The organism is Bradyrhizobium sp. U531 (assembly GCF_051710265.1).
Classification (GTDB): Bacteria; Pseudomonadota; Alphaproteobacteria; order Rhizobiales; family Xanthobacteraceae; genus Bradyrhizobium.
In genome coordinates this window covers 270,370-289,245 of the sequence record NZ_JASVEN010000001.1, presented here as the reverse complement: position 1 = coordinate 289,245, position 18,876 = coordinate 270,370, and the positions used below count along the sequence as shown (strand labels likewise).

Genomic DNA, 18,876 nt, shown 5'->3' with positions numbered 1-18,876 from the left:
GCCATCCTGCAGCGAATGCCGCGGCCTGCTGGGTCCCGGCTCTGCGCAGCAGCGTTGCACGCTGCAGCGCGTCCGGGACACGAGACCGCCCCTACCCCGCCTCGTCCGTCACCATCCGCGCCACGACGCGGTCGCGGCGGATGAAGTGGTGCCAGAGGGCGGCGACGACGTGAACCCCGATCAGGGCCAGCAACACATAGGCAAAGAGGATGTGGCGATCCTCGTAGGCGTTCGCCGCCGCCTTGTCCGGCGAGGTGAATTGCGGAACGTGAAACAAGCCGAAGAAGCTGGAGTAATCCGGCGTGTGCGCGCCGGAATGGGCCCAGCCGAGCATGACGACCACGATGACGGCGAGGTACAGCGCGCCGTGGCTGACATGGGCCACGATCTTCTGCCAGCGCGCGGTGTCGGCCGGCATGGCCGGCGTCGGGTTCACCAGGCGCCAGACCAGGCGCAGCAGGGTGAACAGCAGGATCAGATAGCCGATATCGGCATGGATCGAGCGGTAGAAGAAGCGGTCGGGCCGCGCCGGGAAATGGTTCATCCACCAGCCGAAGCCGATCATGCCGAGAATGGCCAGCGCCAGGCCCCAGTGCAGCCACCGCGAAACGCTGCCCCAGCCGGCTTTCGTGTTCCTGATCATGTCGGCTCCCCGGAATTCTGCGGATATATTGCCCCGTCCGCACCGCAGCATGGCAGCTGATAGCGGGAAGACCCGGCAATTACGAAATTGAATCGTTCCAAACTGGGGCGAACCTCCCGCCGCCGCAAAACCGCCCCAAAAACCGAATGGTAACCATGGGCTTTTAAGGTATCGACGTGACCCATTCTCCGACGATCCTGGTGTTCGATTCCGGCCTTGGCGGGCTCTCGGTGCTGCGCGAGGTCGTGGCGGCGCGCGCCGACGCGCATTACGTCTACGTCGCTGACGACGCCTTCTTCCCCTACGGCCATCACAGCGAGGACGAGATCATCGCCCGTGTCGTGCCGCTGATGGGGGAGCTGATCGGCACCCATGATCCGGACCTCGTCGTCATCGCCTGCAACACGGCCTCTACGCTGGTCCTATCGCACCTGCGCGCCGCTTATTCCCTGCCCTTCGTCGGCACCGTGCCGGCGATCAAGCCCGCCTGCGCGCAATCGAAGACCCGCCGCGTCTCGGTGCTCGGCACCAAGGGCACGGTGAAGCGCGAATACACCAAGGCGCTGATCCGCGATTTCGCACAGGGATGTGAAGTCACGCTGGTCGGCTCGCCCGAGCTTGCCTCCCTGGCTGAGGCCGAGCTGAGCGGCCACCCAATCAGTGACGAGGCCATCCGCGCCGAGCTGGCGCCCTGCTTCGTCGGCGAAGAAGCGGGCGCACGGACCGACACCGTCGTGCTCGCCTGTACGCATTATCCGCTGCTGCTCGACAGGCTGAAGCAGCTCGCCCCCTGGCCGGTGGAGTGGATCGACCCGGCGCCGGCGATCGCCCGCCGTGTCTCCGACCTGCTCGGCGCGCAAACGGGCGCCATCGCACAGGCCGGCGCCGAGATGATCTTCACGTCGAACCGCGCGCATGGCCTCAGCGCCACGCTGACGCCGTTCTTCGGCGGCCGCGCGCTGGCCTGACTTTCGCGGACACGGCGCGCTGCAGACGCGTTTTCGAGTGAAGCGGATGCCGCTTCGCATTGAGAAAACGCGTCAAGACAAAAACCAGAGCCTCGTTCCGATTTCATCGGAACGGAAAAGGCTCTAGGCTTCGCGCGTCGTCATTTCGCGCAAGGTCATCACATGCCGGTCCCCGCAACGCCGCTCAATCGCCTCCGCCAATTGTGGAGCGAGGGCCGTCCCGCCTTTGGCGCAATTGCGACCATCCCGAGCGTGCAGATGGTGCAGATCATGGCGCGCTCGCTCGACTGGATCATCGTCGATCTCGAACACGGACCGATCGGGCTCACTGAAGCGCATGCGATGATCGCGGCGACGACAGGCACGCCGTGCACGCCGCTGGTCCGGATCGCGGCCAACGAGCCGTGGCTTGCCAAGGCCCCGATGGACATCGGCGCCTTCGGCATCAACTTTCCGATGATCACGAACCGCGCGGAAGCGGAGAAGGCGGTGCGCAGCGTGCGCTATCCGCCGCGCGGCGACCGGCTCTGGGGTCCGTTCCACGCCCCGTTCCGCTGGGGCCAGTCGATGCCGGACTACATGGCCAGCGCCGACGACGAGATGATCTGCATGGTCACCATCGAGCATGTCGAGGCGGTCAACCGCATCGACGAGATCATGGCGACGCCGGGCATCGACGTCGCGGTGATCGGCCCCGGCGATCTCGCCACATCCATCAACAAACGCGGCCAGATGGAGGATCCGGAATTGCTGGAGCTGGTCGCGCGCGCTGAAGCCGGCATCCTCAGAAGCGGCGTGCCGATCGGCGGCGTCGCCCGCACCGCCGACCAGGCCAACGCCCTGATCGACCGCGGCTACCGCGCCATCGCGCTCGGCTTCGACTGGTCGCTGTTCCAGCGCGGCATCATGGCGGCATTCGACGGCGTAAGGCGCTGAGCAGCCCGGTTGCCACCTTGCCGGGAACGGGGGCGCTGCTAGGCTCCCGCCGTACCAGGGAGGAAAAACCATGCTCAAAAAGACTTTGCTCGCTCTGACCTTGACCGGCCTCGCCGTCGCCGCCTTCGCCCAGCAGCCCGGCATCAAGCGCACCCCGCTCCAGAAGGTCGAATTTCCCGATGGCTACAACACCATCACCGCCATCGCCGAGGTCCCGGCCGGTGGCGCGGCCGGGCGCCATACTCATCCGGGAATCGAGACTGGTTACGTGCTCGAAGGAGAGCTGAACCTGCTCATCGACGGCCAGCCGGAAAAGACCCTAAAGGCCGGCGATTCTTACCAAATTCCGGCCGGCGCCGTGCATGACGCCAAGGCTCATGGCGATAAGGCCATGAAAGTGCTCGGAGTTTACGTCGTGGACAAGACCAAGCCGCTGGCGTCCCCGGCGCCCTGATGCGGCGAACCGACCGGCCCCAAGCGGGTTGGTTCGTGCTAAAGCACGCGGCGAGCGGGAACCCGCTCGCTGCACATTTTTTCATCTGCGGGACCTGAAAGAGCGATGCGCGGGACGCCAAAGACCATTTCGCTGCCGCGCCGGCTGATTTGCGACCTCATGCACGCGTCGATGGACGTGCCGTTCGTCTCGCTGTCCCGTTCGCTCCATATCCGCCCCCTGCTGGAGGCCCGTGCCGGCGCGGGCGCCCCGGCCGGCTGGGCGGCGATGTTCGTCAAAGCCTTCGCCCTCGTCGCCAGGGACGAGCCGATCCTGCGCACCGTCTACGCCAAATGGCCCCGCCCCATGCTCTACGAGCTGCCCAAGAGCGTGGCGCTGGTGGCCATTGCCCGGGTCGAGGACGGCGAAGAATGCGTGATGCCGCAGCGAATCGCGGCCCCCGAGACCCTGCCGCTGGCCGCTGTGGACGCCGAGATCCGGCACGGCAAGACGGCGCCGATCGCCGACGTCCCGATGTTCCGCAAGATCATGCGGGCAACCCGCCTGCCCCTGCCATTGCGGCGCCTGTCCTGGGCGGTGGGCCTCAATTTCGGCCGGCAGCGGGGCAATTGGTTCGGCAGCTTCGCGGTCAGCTCGGTGGCCGCCTATGGCGGCGGCGAGCTCCATCCGATCACGCCCGGCCCCTACATCGTCAGCTATGGGGTGGTCGAAGGCGACCAGACCATTCACGTCGTGATCCGCTGGGACCACCGGGTTACCGACGCCGCCCCGATCGCCCGGGTCCTGACCCGTCTTGAGCAGGTCCTGAACACTGAAATCGCAGCCGAATTGCGCGCAGCCGGGGCGAAACCGATCCGGGCCGTTGGGACCTGATTCCGGGGCCATTCGCATTGACAGCGAACCCCAAATTCCCCTAAAAGCCGCCTGCTCGCGGGCCGATTTCGGCCCGCGAAGCGTTTCGCGACCCGTGGTCCTGTTCCTTAAGCTTTGGGGATCGGACCTGTCGGTGCCGGGCTTCGGCCTGTCACACAGGAGGGCGCGTTTCCTCAAACCATGCAACCGAAGAGGACGCGATGACTAAGCGCAGTGAGGCGAAGTACAAGATCGATCGCCGTATGGGCCAGAACATCTGGGGCCGCCCGAAGAGCCCCGTGAACCGCCGCGAGTACGGCCCCGGCCAGCACGGCCAGCGCCGCAAGGGCAAGCTCTCCGACTTCGGCGTGCAGCTGCGCGCCAAGCAGAAGCTGAAGGGCTATTACGCCAACATTTCCGAGCGCCAGTTCCACGGCATCTATGTCGAGGCCAGCCGCCTCAAGGGTGACACCGGCGAGAACCTGATTGGCCTGCTGGAGCGTCGTCTCGACGCGGTCGTGTACCGCGCCAAGTTCGTCTCGACGATCTTCGCCGCCCGCCAGTTCATCAACCACGGCCACATCAAGGTGAACGGCCGCAAGGTCAACATCTCGAGCTACCAGCTCAAGGTCGGCGACGTGATCGAGGTCAAGGAAGCCTCCAAGCAGCTCGCCCACGTTCTCGAGGCCAGCCAGCTTCCCGAGCGTGACACGCCCGACTATCTTGAAGTCGACCACGGCAAGATGACCGCGAAGTACATCCGCATCCCCGCGCTCACCGACGTGCCGTTCCCGGTGCAGATGGAGCCGCATCTGGTGGTCGAATTCTATTCGCGCTGATAGGCGCAGCAGAACGACATTCAAAGGCCCCGGTTTTCCGGGGCCTTTTTGTTTGAGGCAAGCACTCCCATGTCTCAGCCCACCCGTGCTATGTTTGCATGAGGCGGAGTTGACCATGACGCGTCTTCTGGAAGAGGCCTTCAGCAAGGTTTCCGGCTTGCCCGATTCAGAGCAGGACGAGCTGGCGCGCGCCCTGCTTGAGCTTGCCGGGGTCGATCAGCCACCGATCCAGCTAACGGCGGCCGAGGAGGCCGATCTCGCCGAGGCCGAGGCGGAAATTGCCCGCGGCGAGCTGGCCAGCTCTGACGAGGTCCGTGCGATGTGGGCCAAGCACGGGCTGTGAAGGTCCGCTACACAAAGCGGGCGCTCGCCCAGATCGATCAAGTTCTGACCTACATTGAGGCGCGCTCTCCCCTGGGAGCCAGCCACTTGCGCGACCGCATTCTCGCTCTCATCGCGCTGCTTGGGGATCACCCTTATGCCGGGCGGCAGACCACTCGTGCATACGTCCGTCGCTTGCCGGTCAACCCTTATCCCTATCTGATCGATTATCGTGTGACCGAGACAGAAATCGTTATTATGCGGTTTCGTCACGCCGCCCGGCGTCCACCCAAAACTCGCTGAACGCGAGTGAGTGCCATTTCCCAAGGGAGCAAGTTGATGCTCTACACCCCTCCCCCCATCGATCCCAAGGCGCCGCCGGTGCGCATCAATCTGCTCTCGGACACGCAGACCAAGCCGACGGCTGGAATGCGCGAGGCGATGGCGCGGGCGGAGGTCGGCGACGAGCAGGTCGGCGACGATCCGACCGTGAACGCGCTGTGCGAGCGCGTCGCCGATCTGATGGGCAAGGAAGCCGCGGTCTACATGCCCTCGGGCACGATGTGCAACGTCACCGCGACGCTGGTGCATTGCCGCCCCGGCGACGAGATCCTGGCGCACGAGACCGCGCATATCATCGCCCGCGAAGGCGGCGCGCATGCCGCGATCGGCGGTTTCCAGGTGACGCAACTCAAGGGACCCGACGGCCAGTTCACGCCGGAGACGTTCCGCAAGGCGCTGCATCCGCGCACGCGCTACCAGGCAGCGCAGACGGTCGTCAGCGTCGAGCAGACCGCCAATATCGGCGGCGGCACGATCTGGAAGAAGGCGGCACTCGACGAGATCGTCGCGATCGCCAAACAACACGGCCTCGTTACGCACATGGACGGCGCCCGCTTACTCAATGCCACGGTGGCGAGCGGCATCTCCCCGCGCGACATGACCGCCGGCTGGGATTCGGCCTGGATCGATTTCTCCAAAGGCCTGGGCGCCCCGATCGGCGGCGTGCTGGCGGGCTCGCGCGCCTTCATCGATGCGGTCTGGCAGTGGAAGCAGCGCCTCGGCGGCTCGATGCGGCAGGCCGGAATCTGCGCGGCCGCTTGCATCTACGCGCTCGACCATCATGTCGAACGCCTCGCCGACGATCACGCCAATGCGCGCGCGCTCGCCCGCGGACTGTCGCAGATCGCCGGCATCGAGGTGCAGGAGCCCGAGACCAATCTCGTGTTCTTCAAGCCAGATGGCGCCGGCATTGCCGGCGACAAGATGGTGGCGGCGCTGCGCCAGCGCGGCGTCACGCTCGCCATGATGGACGGCCGCATCCGCGCCTGCACCCATCTCGACGTCAATGCGAGCCAGATCGAGGAGACGATCGGATACGTGCGCGAGATCGTGCGAGGGGCGTAACACCCGATCCCGTAGCCCGGGTGAGCGAAGCGACACCCGGGACTTCACTCCCACCGATCCCGGATGTCGCTTCGCTCATCCGGGCTACGACAGCGGGGAAACGCTCTACCGTCCCATCGCCTGATAGATCAGCGTCTTCAGCGCCAATTGAATCCGGCCGCGCTGCGAGGGCGTTTGCACCATGAAGACCCCGAACAGATCATCTTCGGGATCGATGAAGAAGAAGGTGCCGCCGACGCCGTCCCAGCGATATTCGCCTGTTGGCCATGACGTGCCCGGCGGCACCTGGGTGCGCACCGCGAAGCCGAGGCCGAAGCCGGAGCTGGCTCCGGGATAATAGTTCTGGTCGCGCGCGATGTTGGTCTCGGGCCCAACGTGATCCGACGCCATCAGCGCAACGGTCTCGGGCTTGAGATAGCGGCGCCCCTCATACGTGCCGCCATTCAGCAGCATTTGGGCGAAACGGGCGTAGTCACCTGCCGTGCCGACCATGCCGGCGCCACCCGATTCCCATCGGGCCGGGCGTCTGATGTCACGTACCTGCGTCGACGCGCTGATGTTGCGGTCCTCCGGCATCGGCTCGGCGATGCGCGGAAACTTGGCGGGATCGGCGACGAAAAAGGCTGTCTCGGCCATGCCGAGCGGATCGAGCAGCCTTTCCTTCTCGAACTGGAACAGCGTCTTTCCCGAGACCACCTCGACCACGCGGCCGAGCACGTCGGTGGCAAAGCCGTAATCCCAGAGCGTACCCGGCTGCTCGGCGAGCGGCAGCGTCGTGAGCTTCGCGACGAAGTCGGCATTGGACAGATCGCTGTTGAAGAGATCGGCCGCGGCATAGAGCTCGCGCACGCCGCTGCCGCCAAAGCCGCCATAAGGCAGCCCCGCCGTATGGCGCAGCAGGTCCTTGATCGTGACGGGACGTTCGAGCGGCTCCTGCGTCAGCGCGACCTTGTCGCCGGCGCCTCTCCTCTCGATGCCGACCTTCATCGCGGCAAAGGCGGGAATGTATTTTGCGACGGGATCGTCGAGCGAGAGCCTGCCCTCCTCGACCAGCATCATCGCCATGACCGATGTGATCGGCTTCGACATCGAATAGAGGCGGAAGATCGTGTCCGCGCTCATCGGCGTCTTGGTCGCGACGTCGCGAACGCCGAAATTCTCGTAATAGACCGGCTTGCCGTGCTGCTGCAGCAGCAGGACGGCACCGGGGATCTTCCCGGTCGCAACCTCGTTCCTGATGTAATCGGAAACCTTGGCCAGCCCTTCGGCCGAGAGCGAACGCGCCGCGCGCGTTTCGGAGCCGGCTTTTGCACCGACCACGCCGGCCAGAAGAACGAGCGCCACGATGAGCGCGCGGCGCCCGTTCATGTCACTTCTCCATGGCTTCATAGACCAGTTGCTTCAGCGTCCGCTGCACGCGCTGGCGCTCGGTCGGGGTCTGCTCGAGCAGGACGAAGAACATGTCCTGCTTGGGATCGATCACGAAATAGCAGCCGGAGGCGCCATCCCATTTCAGCTCACCGAGATCGCCGGGCGGCGGCGGCTTCGCGTTGCCGGGATCGGTGCGGACGGCAAGGCCGAGACCAAAGCCAAAACCGTCGCCGGGAAAATAGAAATAGTCCCGATCGACGCCCGAGCCCGGCCCGATCTTGTCGGTCGTCATCAGCTTGAACGTCTCGGGCTTGAGTATGGTCTTGCCGTCGAGGCTGCCGCCATTGAGCAGCATCTGCGCGAAGCGCTCGTAATCGGCCATGGTCGTCACCATGCCGCCGCTGGCGAACTGGATCTTCTTGACCACCGTCGGATCGTTGATGCGGCCGACCCGGAAATCGGCATCGTTCGGCACCGGCTGTGCCAGCAATTTCTGCTTCTCGGGGGCGGTGACGAAGAAGCCGGTATCGACCATGCCGAGCGGATCGAGCAGCTTCTCGCGCATGATGTCGATCAGCGGCTTGCCGGCCGCGATCTCCATCACGCGCGCCAGGACGTCGGTGGAATGGCCGTATTGCCAGAGCGCGCCCGGCTGGTTGTGCAGCGGCAGTTTCGCGATACGCTCGGCGAACTCGGCAAGGTCGAAATCGCCGGCGTAGATATTGGCCTCGCGATAGGCCTTGCGCACCAGGCTGTCGCCATAGAAGCCATAGGTGATGCCCGAGGTGTGCGTCATGAGGTCGTGCACCGTCATCGGACGGTTCGGCGGCACCAGCTCGAGCGACTTGGTGCCGTCCTCGGCCTTCTTCTCGACGCCGACCTTCACGTTGGCGAAGGACGGGATGTATTTCGAGACGGGATCATCGAGCTTGATCTTGCCGTCCTCGATCAGCCGCACCGCGACTACCGAGGTGATCGCCTTGCTCATCGAGAACAGGCGGAAGATGGTCTTGTCCGTGATCGGCGCCTTGCTGACCACGTCCTGCACGCCGAAGGCTTCGTGGTAGACCGGTTTGCCGTGCTGCCGGATCAGGACGGTTGCGCCGGCGATCTTGCCGGTCGCGACCTCGTTCTTGAAGAACTCGCTCACCTTGGCGAGCTTGTCCTGATTGAAATGAGCGCCGGCGGGAATCTCGTAAGTGCCCTCGGCGCGCGCGAGCGAGATCGCACCAGCCGACAGAAGCGCACCGCAAACGAGCGCACGCAGTCCAGACTTCGAAATCATATCCCCTCCCCGGAACATGGTCCGGCGGAGTGTACCGGGGACGTGATCAGGCACAAGAGCCGCTATGTCGCTCGATCGCCTCGGCATGCAGCCTGGCGCTGGGCTCGGCGAAACAGCAGAACACGACACGGGCGACGGACGGCGCGGCAGAGAGCCCTTCGATCGTTGTACGCACGGCGATGTCGGCCGCCCGATCGGCGGGGAAGCGGAAAATGCCGGTCGAAATCGCCGGGAATGCCACCGAGGTCAGATTGTGCTTCCCGCCCAGCTCCATCGCGCGGCGATAGCAGGAGGCGAGCAGATCGTCCTCCCCCAGCGTGCCGCCGTTCCACACCGGTCCGACGGTGTGGATCACATGGGCGGCCTTGAGCCGATAACCCCCGGTGATTTTGGCGTCGCCCGTTTTGCAGCCGTGGAGCATGCGGCATTCGGCGACCAGATCGGGCCCGGCGGCCCGATGGATCGCACCGTCCACGCCGCCCCCGCCAAGGAGCGACGTGTTGGCCGCGTTGACGATGGCGTCAACGTTCAAGGTGGTGATGTCGGCAACGATGACCTCAAGCTCGGCGCCGCCAATCCGGCGCGTCAGCACGGTCACGTCATCAGGCCGCGACGACGACGCCCTTCTCGGTGAAGAGCTGCTGCAGTTCGCCGGCCTGGAACATCTCGCGGACGATGTCGCAACCGCCGACGAATTCGCCCTTCACATAGAGCTGCGGGATGGTCGGCCAGTTGGAGAAGGTCTTGATGCCGTTGCGCAGCTCGGCGGATTCGAGGACGTTGAGGCCCTTATAACCGACGCCGATATGGTCGAGGATCTGGACGACCTGGCCGGAGAAGCCGCACTGCGGAAACTGCGGCGTGCCCTTCATGAACAGGACCACGTCGTTCGACTTCACTTCGTTGGCGATGAATTCCTCAATGCTCATTTCGATGTCCTTCCGGGGCGGAGCCCTCACCAATCATCTCGGGCCGGCTCAGCCGATCTAACCCGATACCTGCCCATATATGTAGCCCAAACCGTTGTGCATCCAAAGTAAAATGGCGGCGACGGCCCCCCTGGCGGCGGCTCTGACCCCAGGTAGGTCCATAGGCTGATGACATCAATATCATCGCCGGAGAGGACTTTCATACCGTAACGGAGCCCCTATCTAGGACGAACCCTGGTTTTGGAACCGGGCAACGCCAACAACGTTCTCTTGTCCTGTCTGGAGAAAAACGTGACGAAACAAGCCTCCGCCACGGCCGCCGCCCCGCTTTCGTCACCGTCCAGTCAGGGCAGCCTTGCCCGGAGGCTGGAAGACAGCTTTATCGCCGTCCGCCACGAGACTGAACGCCGGTCCGCGCCGCTCTCGCCGGAGGACCAGCAGATCCAGTCGATGCCGGATGCGAGCCCGACGAAATGGCACCGGGCCCACACCACCTGGTTCTGGGAGCAATTTCTGCTTGGCGAGCACACCACCGGCTATCGGCCCTTCCACCCCGATTTCGCATTCCTGTTTAATTCCTATTACGTCAGCGCCGGCCCGCGTCATGCCCGCAATCATCGCGGCGACATCACCCGCCCCAGCGCCGATCAGGTCGGGGCCTACCGGAAATATGTCGATGCGGCCGTCGTCAAATTCTTCCGCGAGGCCACTGCCGACAAGCTGCGCGAGATCGCGCCGCTGGTCGAGGTCGGGCTCAACCATGAGCAGCAGCATCAGGAGTTGATGTTCACCGACATCCTGCACGCCTTTGCGCAGAACCCGGTCTATCCGGCCTACGATGCCGACTGGCGCTTTCCCTCCGCGACGCGCACCGGCGACGACTGGCTGACGCTGAACGAAGGCATCCACACCGTCGGCCATGTCGACGACAGCTTCCATTTCGACAACGAGAAGCCGGCCCATCGCGCTTTGGTCGGCCCGGTGAAGATCGCACGCAATCTCGTCACCAACGGCGAATGGCTCGCCTTCATGCGTGACGGCGGCTACCGGACCGCAACGCTATGGCTGATGGACGGCTTTGCCGCAGCCAGCAAGGAAGACTGGCAGGCTCCCGGCCATTGGCGCGAGGCCGATGGCGGGTGGCAGGTGATGACGCTCGCCGGCCTCAGGCCGGTCGATCTCGACGCACCGGTCTGCCACATCAGCTATTACGAGGCCGACGCCTATGCGCGCTGGGCCGGAAAGCACCTGCCGACCGAGATGGAATGGGAGGTCGCCGCACGGTCCCATCAGCTCAACGACGCCTTTGGCATCGTCTGGCAGTGGACCCGCAGCTCCTATTCGCCCTACCCGGGCTACCGCGCCATCGAGGGTGCGCTCGGCGAGTACAACGGCAAGTTCATGGTCAACCAATTGGTGCTGCGCGGCTCCTCGCTTGCAACTCCGGAAGGCCACAGCCGTATCACCTATCGTAACTTCTTCTACCCGCACCACCGCTGGCAGTTCACGGGACTGCGGCTCGCCGACTACGAGTAGACCTTCATCCGACGACAATGCGCGCCGGACAGCGCGTTCAGGAGAGTATCATGAATGTGCACGCCAGCGCTTTGGCCGAAGCCCATCTTCCCGACGAGCAGACCACCGCTTTCGCCCGCGAGGCGATCGAGGACCTCTCGCAGCAGCCGAAAAAGCTGTCGCCGAAATATTTCTATGACGCGACGGGATCGGAGCTGTTCGAGGCGATCACGAAGTTGCCGGAATACTACCCGACGCGCACCGAGCTTGCGATCCTGAAGGAGCGCGGCAGCGAGATCGCAAAGCTCATTCCGGAGCATGCGGCTCTGGTCGAGTTCGGCGCCGGCGCGACCACGAAGGTCCGCCTGTTGCTCGATCACTGCAAATTCGCAGCCTATGTGCCCGTCGATATCTCCGGCGATTTCCTGAAGGCTCAGGCCAACGGCCTGAAGCGGGATTTCCCCTCGCTCGGCATCTACCCGGTCGCCGCCGATTTCACCGCGCCGTTCGAGCTGCCCAAGGCGGTCGCATCCCTGCCCAAGGTCGGCTTCTTCCCCGGCTCGACCATCGGCAATTTCGAGCCGCACGAGGCGCAGGCGTTCCTGAAGAGTGCGCGCCGGATCCTCGGCAAGGGTGCGCAGATGATCATCGGCGCCGACCTCGAAAAGGACGAGCGCGTGCTGTTCGACGCCTATAACGACGCCGCCGGCGTCACCGCGCGCTTCAACCTCAATGTGCTCGTGCGCATCAACCGCGAGCTCGGCGGCAATTTCGACCTGTCTGCCTTCACCCATCGCGCGATCTATAACCGCGAGCGGCACCGGATCGAGATGCATCTGTTCAGCAAGAAGAACCAGACGGTGCGCCTGCTGGGTACGACCTTCTCGTTCCGGACCGGCGAGAGCATCCACACCGAGAACAGCTACAAATACAGCATCGAACGCTTCGCCGCGCTGGCGCAGGGCGCCGGCTGGCGCGTGCGCGAGAGCTGGACGGACGCGGCCGGGATGTTCTCGGTGCATGCGCTGGAAGTGGCGGAGTAAGCGCTCCGGCGTTGTTAGGGCCTTTTCCGCGGCACATCCTTCGAGACGCCCGCCTTCGGCGGGCTCCTCAGGATGAGGGCGGAGTGCGTGGCGGCAGCTTCAACAAGCACCTGAGCTGATTAGCCTCATCCTGAGGAGACCGCGCAGCGGTCGTCTCGAAGGACGAGGCGCTTGCTCGTGCCTCTCCAGTTCAAGGCGCCTCCGCCTCTTCCGGTTTCGGCCCCAGCGACACCGACTCCCACACCGCGACCACGACCATGATCGCGCTCGTCGCGGCCGACAGCCAGAGCGGTGAGAGATCGGCGGCGAACCACCACAGCGCCAGCAGCAGGACGATGCCGATGCCGTGGGAGAGTTGCAGGAAGCCGCGGACCGAGTGCTTGAACAGGATGGTGCCGACCAGGAAAACCAGCGGGCCGCCGATCGTGCTGATGATGGTGCGGATGTCGGAATGGCCGGATGGATGCTTGAGCACCAGCTCGTCCGACACCGCGGTCAGGATGATGCCGGCGACGATCGGCAGGTGCAGATAGGTGTAGGCGAGCCGGGCCAGCCGGCCGGATTCGGTGGACTTCGAGATCCACTCGGCGCCCGCCTCGGCACCTCTGTGGAAATAAACCCACCACATCGCGATGGCGCCGACCAGCGCCGAGACGAAGGCCAGGATGTTGGCCGAGGTCCATTCCAGCTCGGCAAAGGTCGCACCATTGACGACGACGGCTTCGCCGAGCGCAATGATGACGAAGAGGGAGCAACGCTCGGCCATGTGTCCGCCCTCGACCGCCCAGGCCTCGACCGAGGAGAAGCCGAGCCGGGGAACCCAGAAGCGCACCGCAGGCGAGATGTATTCGATCGTCAAGGCGACGATCCAGAACCACAGACGGGCCTCGTCATGGGCGAGGCCGCCGAGGATCCAGAACACCGCGGAGATGCAGAGCCAGACCAGGATGCGGATTGCATTGTGCCGGACGGCCGTCCGGTGCCGCGGCGTTGCGAACAGCCAGAACGCCGTGCGGCCGACCTGCATGGTCGCGTAGGCGATCGCGAACCACAGGCCCCGTCCCTCGAAGGCGGTCGGGATCGTCGTCGACAGCACGAGGCCGCCCAGCATCATCGTAAACAGAAGGATGCGGACCGGCGTCAGCTCGGGATTGAGCCAGTTGGTGACCCAGGCGGTGTAGACCCACACCCACCACACCGCGAGGAACAGCATCGTGACATGCACGGCCCCGAGCGGCGTAAAATGGTGCAGCAGCGTGTGCGAGACTTGCGTGACCGCGAAGACGAAGACGAGGTCGAAGAACAACTCGACATTGGTGACGCGGCTGTGCTGATCAGGCGTGATGACACGAAACATCGCGCCGCGCGGATTGTCCGCAGCCATCATCGTGCCCCCGTTGCGCTGGTCAGGTCGGATGCAGCTTCGTCAAGTACCGGGTACGCCGGTCTGCAGCGCAAGCGCATGCAGGACGCCGCCCATCTGGCCGCGCAGGGACTGATAGACGATCTGGTGCTGCTGGACGCGGGACTTGCCGCGGAAGGATTCCGATATCACGGTCGCGGCATAGTGATCGCCGTCACCGGCGAGGTCACGGATGGTCACCTCGGCATCGGGGATCGCCGCCTTGATCATCGCCTCGATATCGTGGGCGTCCATGGGCATTCGGGTCTAGCTCCTTGTCTCGGCTTGTCGCCATATCGTCGAATCACGCGCCGGGGTCCCCTCGCCGGCCAGGGCCAAACTTAGCGTGAATGGCCTTCTACGTCACGCACTCAGGCACTATATCCCTGATCCCATCGGGATAAAGGCACGACAAAGTGCCGCGCGCGGCAGATCGATCGAAAAGGCGTGAAATCATGAAGCTTCCAGGGCCGGACCACCCCATCACCATCACCCAAAATCCCCGGCGCGTCCGCGTCACCGCGGGCAACATCGTCATCGCCGACACCACGAGGGCGCTGACGCTGAAGGAGGCCAGATATCCGGCGGTGCAATATGTGCCGCGGGAGGACACCAACATGGCCCTGCTGGAGCGCACCGAGCGCACCACCCACTGCCCCTACAAGGGCGACGCCAGCTATTACAGCGTCAAGGCCGACGGCAAGACGCTCGACAACGCAATCTGGACCTATGAGACGCCTTTCCCCGCGATGACGGAAATTTCGGGCCATCTCGCCTTCTATCCGGACAAGGTGAAGATCGAGGAAGTGGGGTAGAGACCAGCACAGGTCTTTCCGTCATGGCCGGGCCTCGTCCCGGCCATTCACGTTGTTGGCGGCCTATGATCAGAAAGTTCGTGGATGCCCGGGACACCCGGGCATGACGGCTGAGTGTGCTTGACGCAGCCGCTACGCCCTGAAGATGGTCAGCCCCAATATCAGCAGCACCAGGAAGATCACCACGAAGACGTAGAACAGGAAACGGGCGACATCGGCGGACGCAGCCGAGAGGCCGGTGAAGCCGAGCACGCCGGCCACGATCGAGATCAACAGGAAGATCAGCGCCCATTTCAGAATAGTCATCGCCAGCTCCGCAAGTCAGCGCCGCTTGCCCAGCGGCTCTCTACGCCCTTTTCGCGGATGCTAACTTTGCTGCGCGGAACTGGTTCCTCGCGTTGCCGGGGTCGAAACGACCCTTGCTGAATCTGGTTCCCAGCGGCACAGTCCCGCCGGGAGCAGGAGCGCGGGGCGGCCATGACCACGATGTCACATTCAGCGACGATCGGCGCGGAAGCGCATGCCGCGCCCAAGAGCAAGGCGCGCAATCTGTCGCTCGATCGCGCCCGCACCTTCCTGACGTTCGTGGTGCTGCTGCATCACGCAGTGATCCCCTACACCCATTTCGGTCACACCGATCCGACGTCGTTTGCCGGCTTCGACATGATCGTGCTGGCCACCGACAGCTTCTTCATGGCGATGTTCTTCTTCCTGTCGGGCCTGTTCACCTGGCCGGGCATCGCGCGCAAGGCGCCGTCGGTCTTCCTGCGCGACCGCCTGCTGCGGCTCGGGTTGCCCTTCACCATCGCGGCTTTCACCGTCATCCCGCTCGCCTATTTCGCCATCGCGCTGCGGCAGGATCCGGACGTGACCTTCGCTGCGTTCTGGTGGAAGACGGTGACGGTGGGACCGTGGCCGAGCGGCCCGATCTGGTTCGTCTGGGTGCTGCTGGCGTTCGACCTCACCGCGAGCCTGCTCTACCGGGTCTCCGCGCATCTGGTCGATCCCGGCAACCGCGTCTCGCTGCGCGGATTTCAGCAGCCCGCAATGTTCTGGCTGCTGCTCGCCGGAATCAGCGTGCTCGTCTACGTGCCGGCGCTGGTCTATTTCGGCGCCAACAAATGGTTCGAGTTCGGGCCGTTCTCAGTGCAGGCGAGCCGCATCCTGCTCTACTTCAGCTACTTCTTCATCGGCGCCAGCGTCGGTTCGGCGAATTTCGATCGCGGCATTCTCGGCGCCGACGGCCAGCTCCCCAAGAGCCGCTGGTCATGGGTGTTCATCACGCTCGTTCCGTACTGCCTGATGTGGTGCATGATCTACATCAAGCGCGAAATCCTCGGGAATCCCGATCCGCTGCCGCACTGGTATCATGTGTTCTACGGCACGTTCCTGGTGCTGTTCTCGGCCTCGATCCTGCTCGCGATCCTCGCCTTCTTCCTGCATTCGAAAGCGCCGGGGCCGACCCTGCTCGATCGCATGCAGGCGGATGCCTACGGCATCTTCCTGGTGCACTATCCGATCGCGCTCTGGATTCAGTACGTGCTGTTCGACTACAGCCTGCCGGCGATCGCGAAGGCGGCGATCGGCTTCGTGCTCACGGTGATCTTGAGCTGGGGCTTGACGGCGGCGTTACGGAAGATCCCGGGCGCGTCGCACGTGTTGTGAGGTGAACTCTCTCCACGTCATTGCGAGGAGCCCTTGCGACGAAGCAATCCAGACTACCTCCGCGGAGGTAGTCTGGATTGCTTCGCTGCGCTCGCAATGACGGCGTATGTGGCGCCCCCTTACGCCGCCTTGCCGCCCATATATTCCGGGAGCCAGCGCTCGAACGATTTGCGCAGGGCATCGATCGTGACCGGCGCTTCGCCCGCGATCGCGACGGCATCGCCGCCGGTGGTACCGATGCGCACGCAGGGCACCTCGCAGCCGCGCATCTTGGCGAGCACGCGGCCGGCTTCGGTCTCCGGCACGGTGACGAGATAGCGCGCCTGGTCCTCGCCGAACCAATAGGCCTGTGAGACCAGCGCCGTCGGCGCGGCCAGCAGCTTGGCGCCGATGCCGCCAGCCATCGCCATCTCCGCCAGCGCGATCAGGAGGCCGCCGTCGGAGAGGTCGTGGACGGCGGTCGCGGTGCCCGCATGGATCATGCCGCGCACGCAATCGCCGTTGCGCTTCTCGGCGGCGAGATCGACCGGCGGCGGCGCGCCCTCCTCGCGACCGCAGATGTCGCGCAGGTAAACGGACTGGCCGAGCCAGCCATGGGTCTCACCGACCAGCAGGATCGCTTCGCCCTCGGCCTTGAAGGCCAGCGACGCCGACTTGGTGAAATCGTCGAGCAGGCCGACGCCGCCGATCGACGGTGTCGGGAGGATCGCGCGGCCGTTGGTCTCGTTGTAGAGCGAGACGTTGCCGGAGACGACCGGGAAGTCGAGCGTGCGGCAGGCTTCCGAAATACCTTTCAGGCAGCCGACGAACTGGCCCATGATCTCGGGCCGCTCAGGGTTGCCGAAATTGAGATTGTCGGTAATCGCCAGCGGCTTGCCGCCGACCGCGGTGATGTTGCGCCAGGCTTCGGCGACGGCCTGCTTGCCGCCCTCGAACGGATCGGCCTCGCAATAGCGCGGCGTGACGTCGACGGTCAGCGCCAGCCCCTTCGGCCCGTCCTCGATGCGCACCACCGCGGCATCGCCGCCGGGACGCTGCATGGTGTTGCCAAGGATGACGTGATCGTACTGCTCCCAGACCCAGCGCTTGCTGCACATGTCGGGCGTGCCGATCAGCTTCTCCAGCGCGGCTCCGAGCGCCATCGGCGCCGGCACGTCGCGGGCGTGCACGACCGGCAGCGCCGCCGAGGGCACATGCGGGCGGTCGTAGAGCGGCGCCTCGTCACCGAGTTCCTTGATCGGCAGATCGGCCATGACGTCGCCGCCATGCTTGACCACGAAACGCTTGCTCGGCGTGGTGTAGCCGACCACCGCGAAGTCGAGGCCCCACTTCTTGAAGATCGCCTCGGCTTCCTTTTCCTTCTCGGGCTTGAGCACCATGAGCATGCGCTCCTGGCTCTCCGAGAGCATCATCTCGTAGGCGCTCATGCCGGTCTCGCGGGTCGGCACTGCGTCCAGATCGAGGTCGACGCCGAGGTCGCCCTTGGCGCCCATTTCCACGGCCGAGCAGGTCAGGCCCGCCGCACCCATGTCCTGGATCGCGATGACGCAGCCCTTCTCCATGATCTCGAGACAGGCTTCCAGCAGCAGCTTTTCGGCGAAGGGATCGCCGACCTGCACGGTCGGGCGCTTCTCCTCCGACTTGTCGTCGAACTCGGCCGACGCCATCGAGGCGCCGTGGATGCCGTCGCGGCCGGTCTTTGAGCCCAAATAGACGATCGGCATGTTCACGCCGGAGGCCGCCGCGTAGAAGATCTTGTCGGTATCGGCGAGGCCGACCGCCATCGCGTTGACGAGGATGTTGCCGTCATAACGGGTATGGAAGCGCACCTGGCCGCCGACCGTCGGCACGCCGAAGGAATTGCCGTAGCCGCCGACACCGGCGACGACGCCGGAGACGAGGTGCCGCGTCTTGGCATGCTCTGGCGCACCGAAGCTCAGCGCATTGAGGCAGGCGATCGGGCGCGCGCCCATGGTGAAGACGTCGCGCAGGATGCCGCCGACGCCGGTGGTCGCGCCCTGGTAGGGCTCGATGTAGCTCGGGTGGTTGTGGCTCTCCATCTTGAAGACCACGGCCTGGCCGTCGCCGATGTCGATCACGCCGGCATTCTCGCCCGGGCCCTGGATCACCCAGGGCGCCTTGGTCGGCAGGCCCTTCAGATGGATGCGCGAGGATTTGTACGAGCAGTGCTCGTTCCACATCGCCGAGAAGATGCCGAGCTCGGTGAAGGTCGGCTCGCGCCCGATCAGCTTCAGGATGCGCTCATATTCGTCGGGCTTGAGCCCGTGGGCGGCAACCAGTTCGGGGGTGATCTTGGGTTCGTTCTTCATGGCTTCAGGGGCTTTCGGCGGCGGTTTGGCCGTTCTTAGGAACATCCGGGGCTCGCGAAAAGCCCTTTATGGCCCATTTTCCCGCTGTCCCACGTTTTGCA

21 protein-coding genes are annotated in these 18,876 nt (G+C 64.7%); 12 read left to right on the top strand and 9 right to left on the bottom strand.

The annotated features are described in order from the left end of the window. Positions 1 to 91: 91 nt before the first annotated feature. Positions 92 to 643: a cytochrome b gene (locus QRQ56_RS01365; RefSeq protein ID WP_438737049.1), complete on the bottom strand. Its 552-nt coding sequence runs from the start codon at positions 641 to 643 to the stop codon at positions 92 to 94. A 176-nt stretch (positions 644 to 819) separates the two neighbouring features. Here QRQ56_RS01365 and murI point away from each other — a divergent pair, with 176 nt between their 5' ends. The 8 genes from murI (at position 820) to QRQ56_RS01325 (ending at position 6,420) form a co-directional block, all read left to right on the top strand. Beyond that, positions 820 to 1,611 (top strand): glutamate racemase, encoded by a 792-nt coding sequence (murI, locus tag QRQ56_RS01360; protein WP_438737048.1) that lies wholly within the window; start codon positions 820 to 822, stop codon positions 1,609 to 1,611. Positions 1,612 to 1,773: 162 nt separating this feature from the next. After that, the gene (locus tag QRQ56_RS01355; RefSeq protein WP_438737046.1) at positions 1,774 to 2,547 is read left to right on the top strand and encodes an HpcH/HpaI aldolase family protein; all 774 of its coding nucleotides are present in this window, start codon (positions 1,774 to 1,776) and stop codon (positions 2,545 to 2,547) included. A gap of 70 nt (positions 2,548 to 2,617) precedes the next feature. Then, positions 2,618 to 3,001: a cupin domain-containing protein gene (locus QRQ56_RS01350; protein ID WP_438737045.1), complete on the top strand. Its 384-nt coding sequence runs from the start codon at positions 2,618 to 2,620 to the stop codon at positions 2,999 to 3,001. A 105-nt stretch (positions 3,002 to 3,106) separates the two neighbouring features. Beyond that, positions 3,107 to 3,874 (top strand): acyltransferase, encoded by a 768-nt coding sequence (locus tag QRQ56_RS01345; protein WP_438737043.1) that lies wholly within the window; start codon positions 3,107 to 3,109, stop codon positions 3,872 to 3,874. Between the two features lie 200 nt (positions 3,875 to 4,074). Then, the gene (gene rpsD, locus QRQ56_RS01340) at positions 4,075 to 4,692 is read left to right on the top strand and encodes a 30S ribosomal protein S4 (RefSeq protein ID WP_438737042.1); all 618 of its coding nucleotides are present in this window, start codon (positions 4,075 to 4,077) and stop codon (positions 4,690 to 4,692) included. A gap of 115 nt (positions 4,693 to 4,807) precedes the next feature. Further along, positions 4,808 to 5,035, top strand: a complete 228-nt coding sequence (locus QRQ56_RS01335) for a hypothetical protein (protein WP_438737040.1) — start codon at positions 4,808 to 4,810, stop codon at positions 5,033 to 5,035. Further along, positions 5,032 to 5,316, top strand: a complete 285-nt coding sequence (locus QRQ56_RS01330) for a type II toxin-antitoxin system RelE/ParE family toxin (RefSeq protein ID WP_438737038.1) — start codon at positions 5,032 to 5,034, stop codon at positions 5,314 to 5,316. The genes QRQ56_RS01335 and QRQ56_RS01330 overlap by 4 nt, the downstream gene beginning before the upstream one ends. A 36-nt stretch (positions 5,317 to 5,352) precedes the next feature. Beyond that, complete coding sequence (locus QRQ56_RS01325) at positions 5,353 to 6,420, top strand: threonine aldolase family protein (RefSeq protein WP_438737036.1); 1,068 nt, start codon at positions 5,353 to 5,355, stop codon at positions 6,418 to 6,420. Positions 6,421 to 6,525: 105 nt separating this feature from the next. On the opposite strand, the gene QRQ56_RS01320 is transcribed toward QRQ56_RS01325, so the two are convergent. Genes QRQ56_RS01320 through grxD form a run of 4 tightly spaced genes read right to left on the bottom strand, consistent with a single transcriptional unit; the run spans position 6,526 to position 10,005 of the window. Beyond that, positions 6,526 to 7,788 carry a serine hydrolase domain-containing protein gene (locus QRQ56_RS01320; protein WP_438737034.1) on the bottom strand — a complete coding sequence of 421 codons (1,263 nt, stop codon included), beginning with the start codon at positions 7,786 to 7,788 and terminating at the stop codon, positions 6,526 to 6,528. 1 nt (position 7,789) lies between these two features. Continuing rightward, entirely contained in the window at positions 7,790 to 9,076 is a 1,287-nt protein-coding gene (locus QRQ56_RS01315; protein WP_438737032.1) for a serine hydrolase domain-containing protein, read from the bottom strand. 46 nt (positions 9,077 to 9,122) lie between these two features. Then, complete coding sequence (locus QRQ56_RS01310) at positions 9,123 to 9,674, bottom strand: O-acetyl-ADP-ribose deacetylase (protein WP_438737031.1); 552 nt, start codon at positions 9,672 to 9,674, stop codon at positions 9,123 to 9,125. Positions 9,675 to 9,678: 4 nt separating this feature from the next. Then, complete coding sequence (gene grxD, locus QRQ56_RS01305; protein WP_018316580.1) at positions 9,679 to 10,005, bottom strand: Grx4 family monothiol glutaredoxin; 327 nt, start codon at positions 10,003 to 10,005, stop codon at positions 9,679 to 9,681. 240 nt (positions 10,006 to 10,245) lie between these two features. Here grxD and egtB point away from each other — a divergent pair, with 240 nt between their 5' ends. Both egtB and egtD read left to right on the top strand, forming a co-directional pair. After that, the gene (gene egtB, locus QRQ56_RS01300) at positions 10,246 to 11,541 is read left to right on the top strand and encodes an ergothioneine biosynthesis protein EgtB (protein ID WP_438737029.1); all 1,296 of its coding nucleotides are present in this window, start codon (positions 10,246 to 10,248) and stop codon (positions 11,539 to 11,541) included. Positions 11,542 to 11,591: 50 nt separating this feature from the next. Continuing rightward, on the top strand, positions 11,592 to 12,563 hold the full coding sequence (gene egtD, locus QRQ56_RS01295) for an L-histidine N(alpha)-methyltransferase (RefSeq protein WP_438737028.1): 972 nt from the start codon (positions 11,592 to 11,594) through the stop codon (positions 12,561 to 12,563). Between the two features lie 190 nt (positions 12,564 to 12,753). Here the strand turns inward: egtD and QRQ56_RS01290 are convergent, their stop codons facing one another. Together QRQ56_RS01290 and QRQ56_RS01285 are read right to left on the bottom strand one after the other, a co-directional pair. Beyond that, positions 12,754 to 13,947, bottom strand: a complete 1,194-nt coding sequence (locus QRQ56_RS01290) for a low temperature requirement protein A (RefSeq protein ID WP_438740043.1) — start codon at positions 13,945 to 13,947, stop codon at positions 12,754 to 12,756. Positions 13,948 to 13,989: 42 nt separating this feature from the next. Continuing rightward, the gene (locus QRQ56_RS01285; RefSeq protein WP_011088461.1) at positions 13,990 to 14,226 is read right to left on the bottom strand and encodes a BolA family protein; all 237 of its coding nucleotides are present in this window, start codon (positions 14,224 to 14,226) and stop codon (positions 13,990 to 13,992) included. A 194-nt stretch (positions 14,227 to 14,420) separates the two neighbouring features. Between QRQ56_RS01285 and QRQ56_RS01280 the strand changes: the two genes are divergently transcribed. Further along, on the top strand, positions 14,421 to 14,780 hold the full coding sequence (locus tag QRQ56_RS01280; protein WP_438737027.1) for a DUF427 domain-containing protein: 360 nt from the start codon (positions 14,421 to 14,423) through the stop codon (positions 14,778 to 14,780). Positions 14,781 to 14,912: 132 nt separating this feature from the next. Here the strand turns inward: QRQ56_RS01280 and QRQ56_RS01275 are convergent, their stop codons facing one another. Further along, complete coding sequence (locus QRQ56_RS01275; protein WP_211388242.1) at positions 14,913 to 15,086, bottom strand: DUF1328 domain-containing protein; 174 nt, start codon at positions 15,084 to 15,086, stop codon at positions 14,913 to 14,915. Between the two features lie 171 nt (positions 15,087 to 15,257). On the opposite strand from QRQ56_RS01275, the gene QRQ56_RS01270 reads away from it, so the two are divergent. Further along, positions 15,258 to 16,445, top strand: coding sequence for an acyltransferase family protein (locus QRQ56_RS01270; protein WP_438737026.1), 1,188 nt, complete (start codon positions 15,258 to 15,260; stop codon positions 16,443 to 16,445). A 119-nt stretch (positions 16,446 to 16,564) separates the two neighbouring features. On the opposite strand, the gene purL is transcribed toward QRQ56_RS01270, so the two are convergent. Continuing rightward, positions 16,565 to 18,775: a phosphoribosylformylglycinamidine synthase subunit PurL gene (purL, locus tag QRQ56_RS01265; RefSeq protein WP_438740041.1), complete on the bottom strand. Its 2,211-nt coding sequence runs from the start codon at positions 18,773 to 18,775 to the stop codon at positions 16,565 to 16,567. Positions 18,776 to 18,876 lie beyond the last annotated feature (101 nt).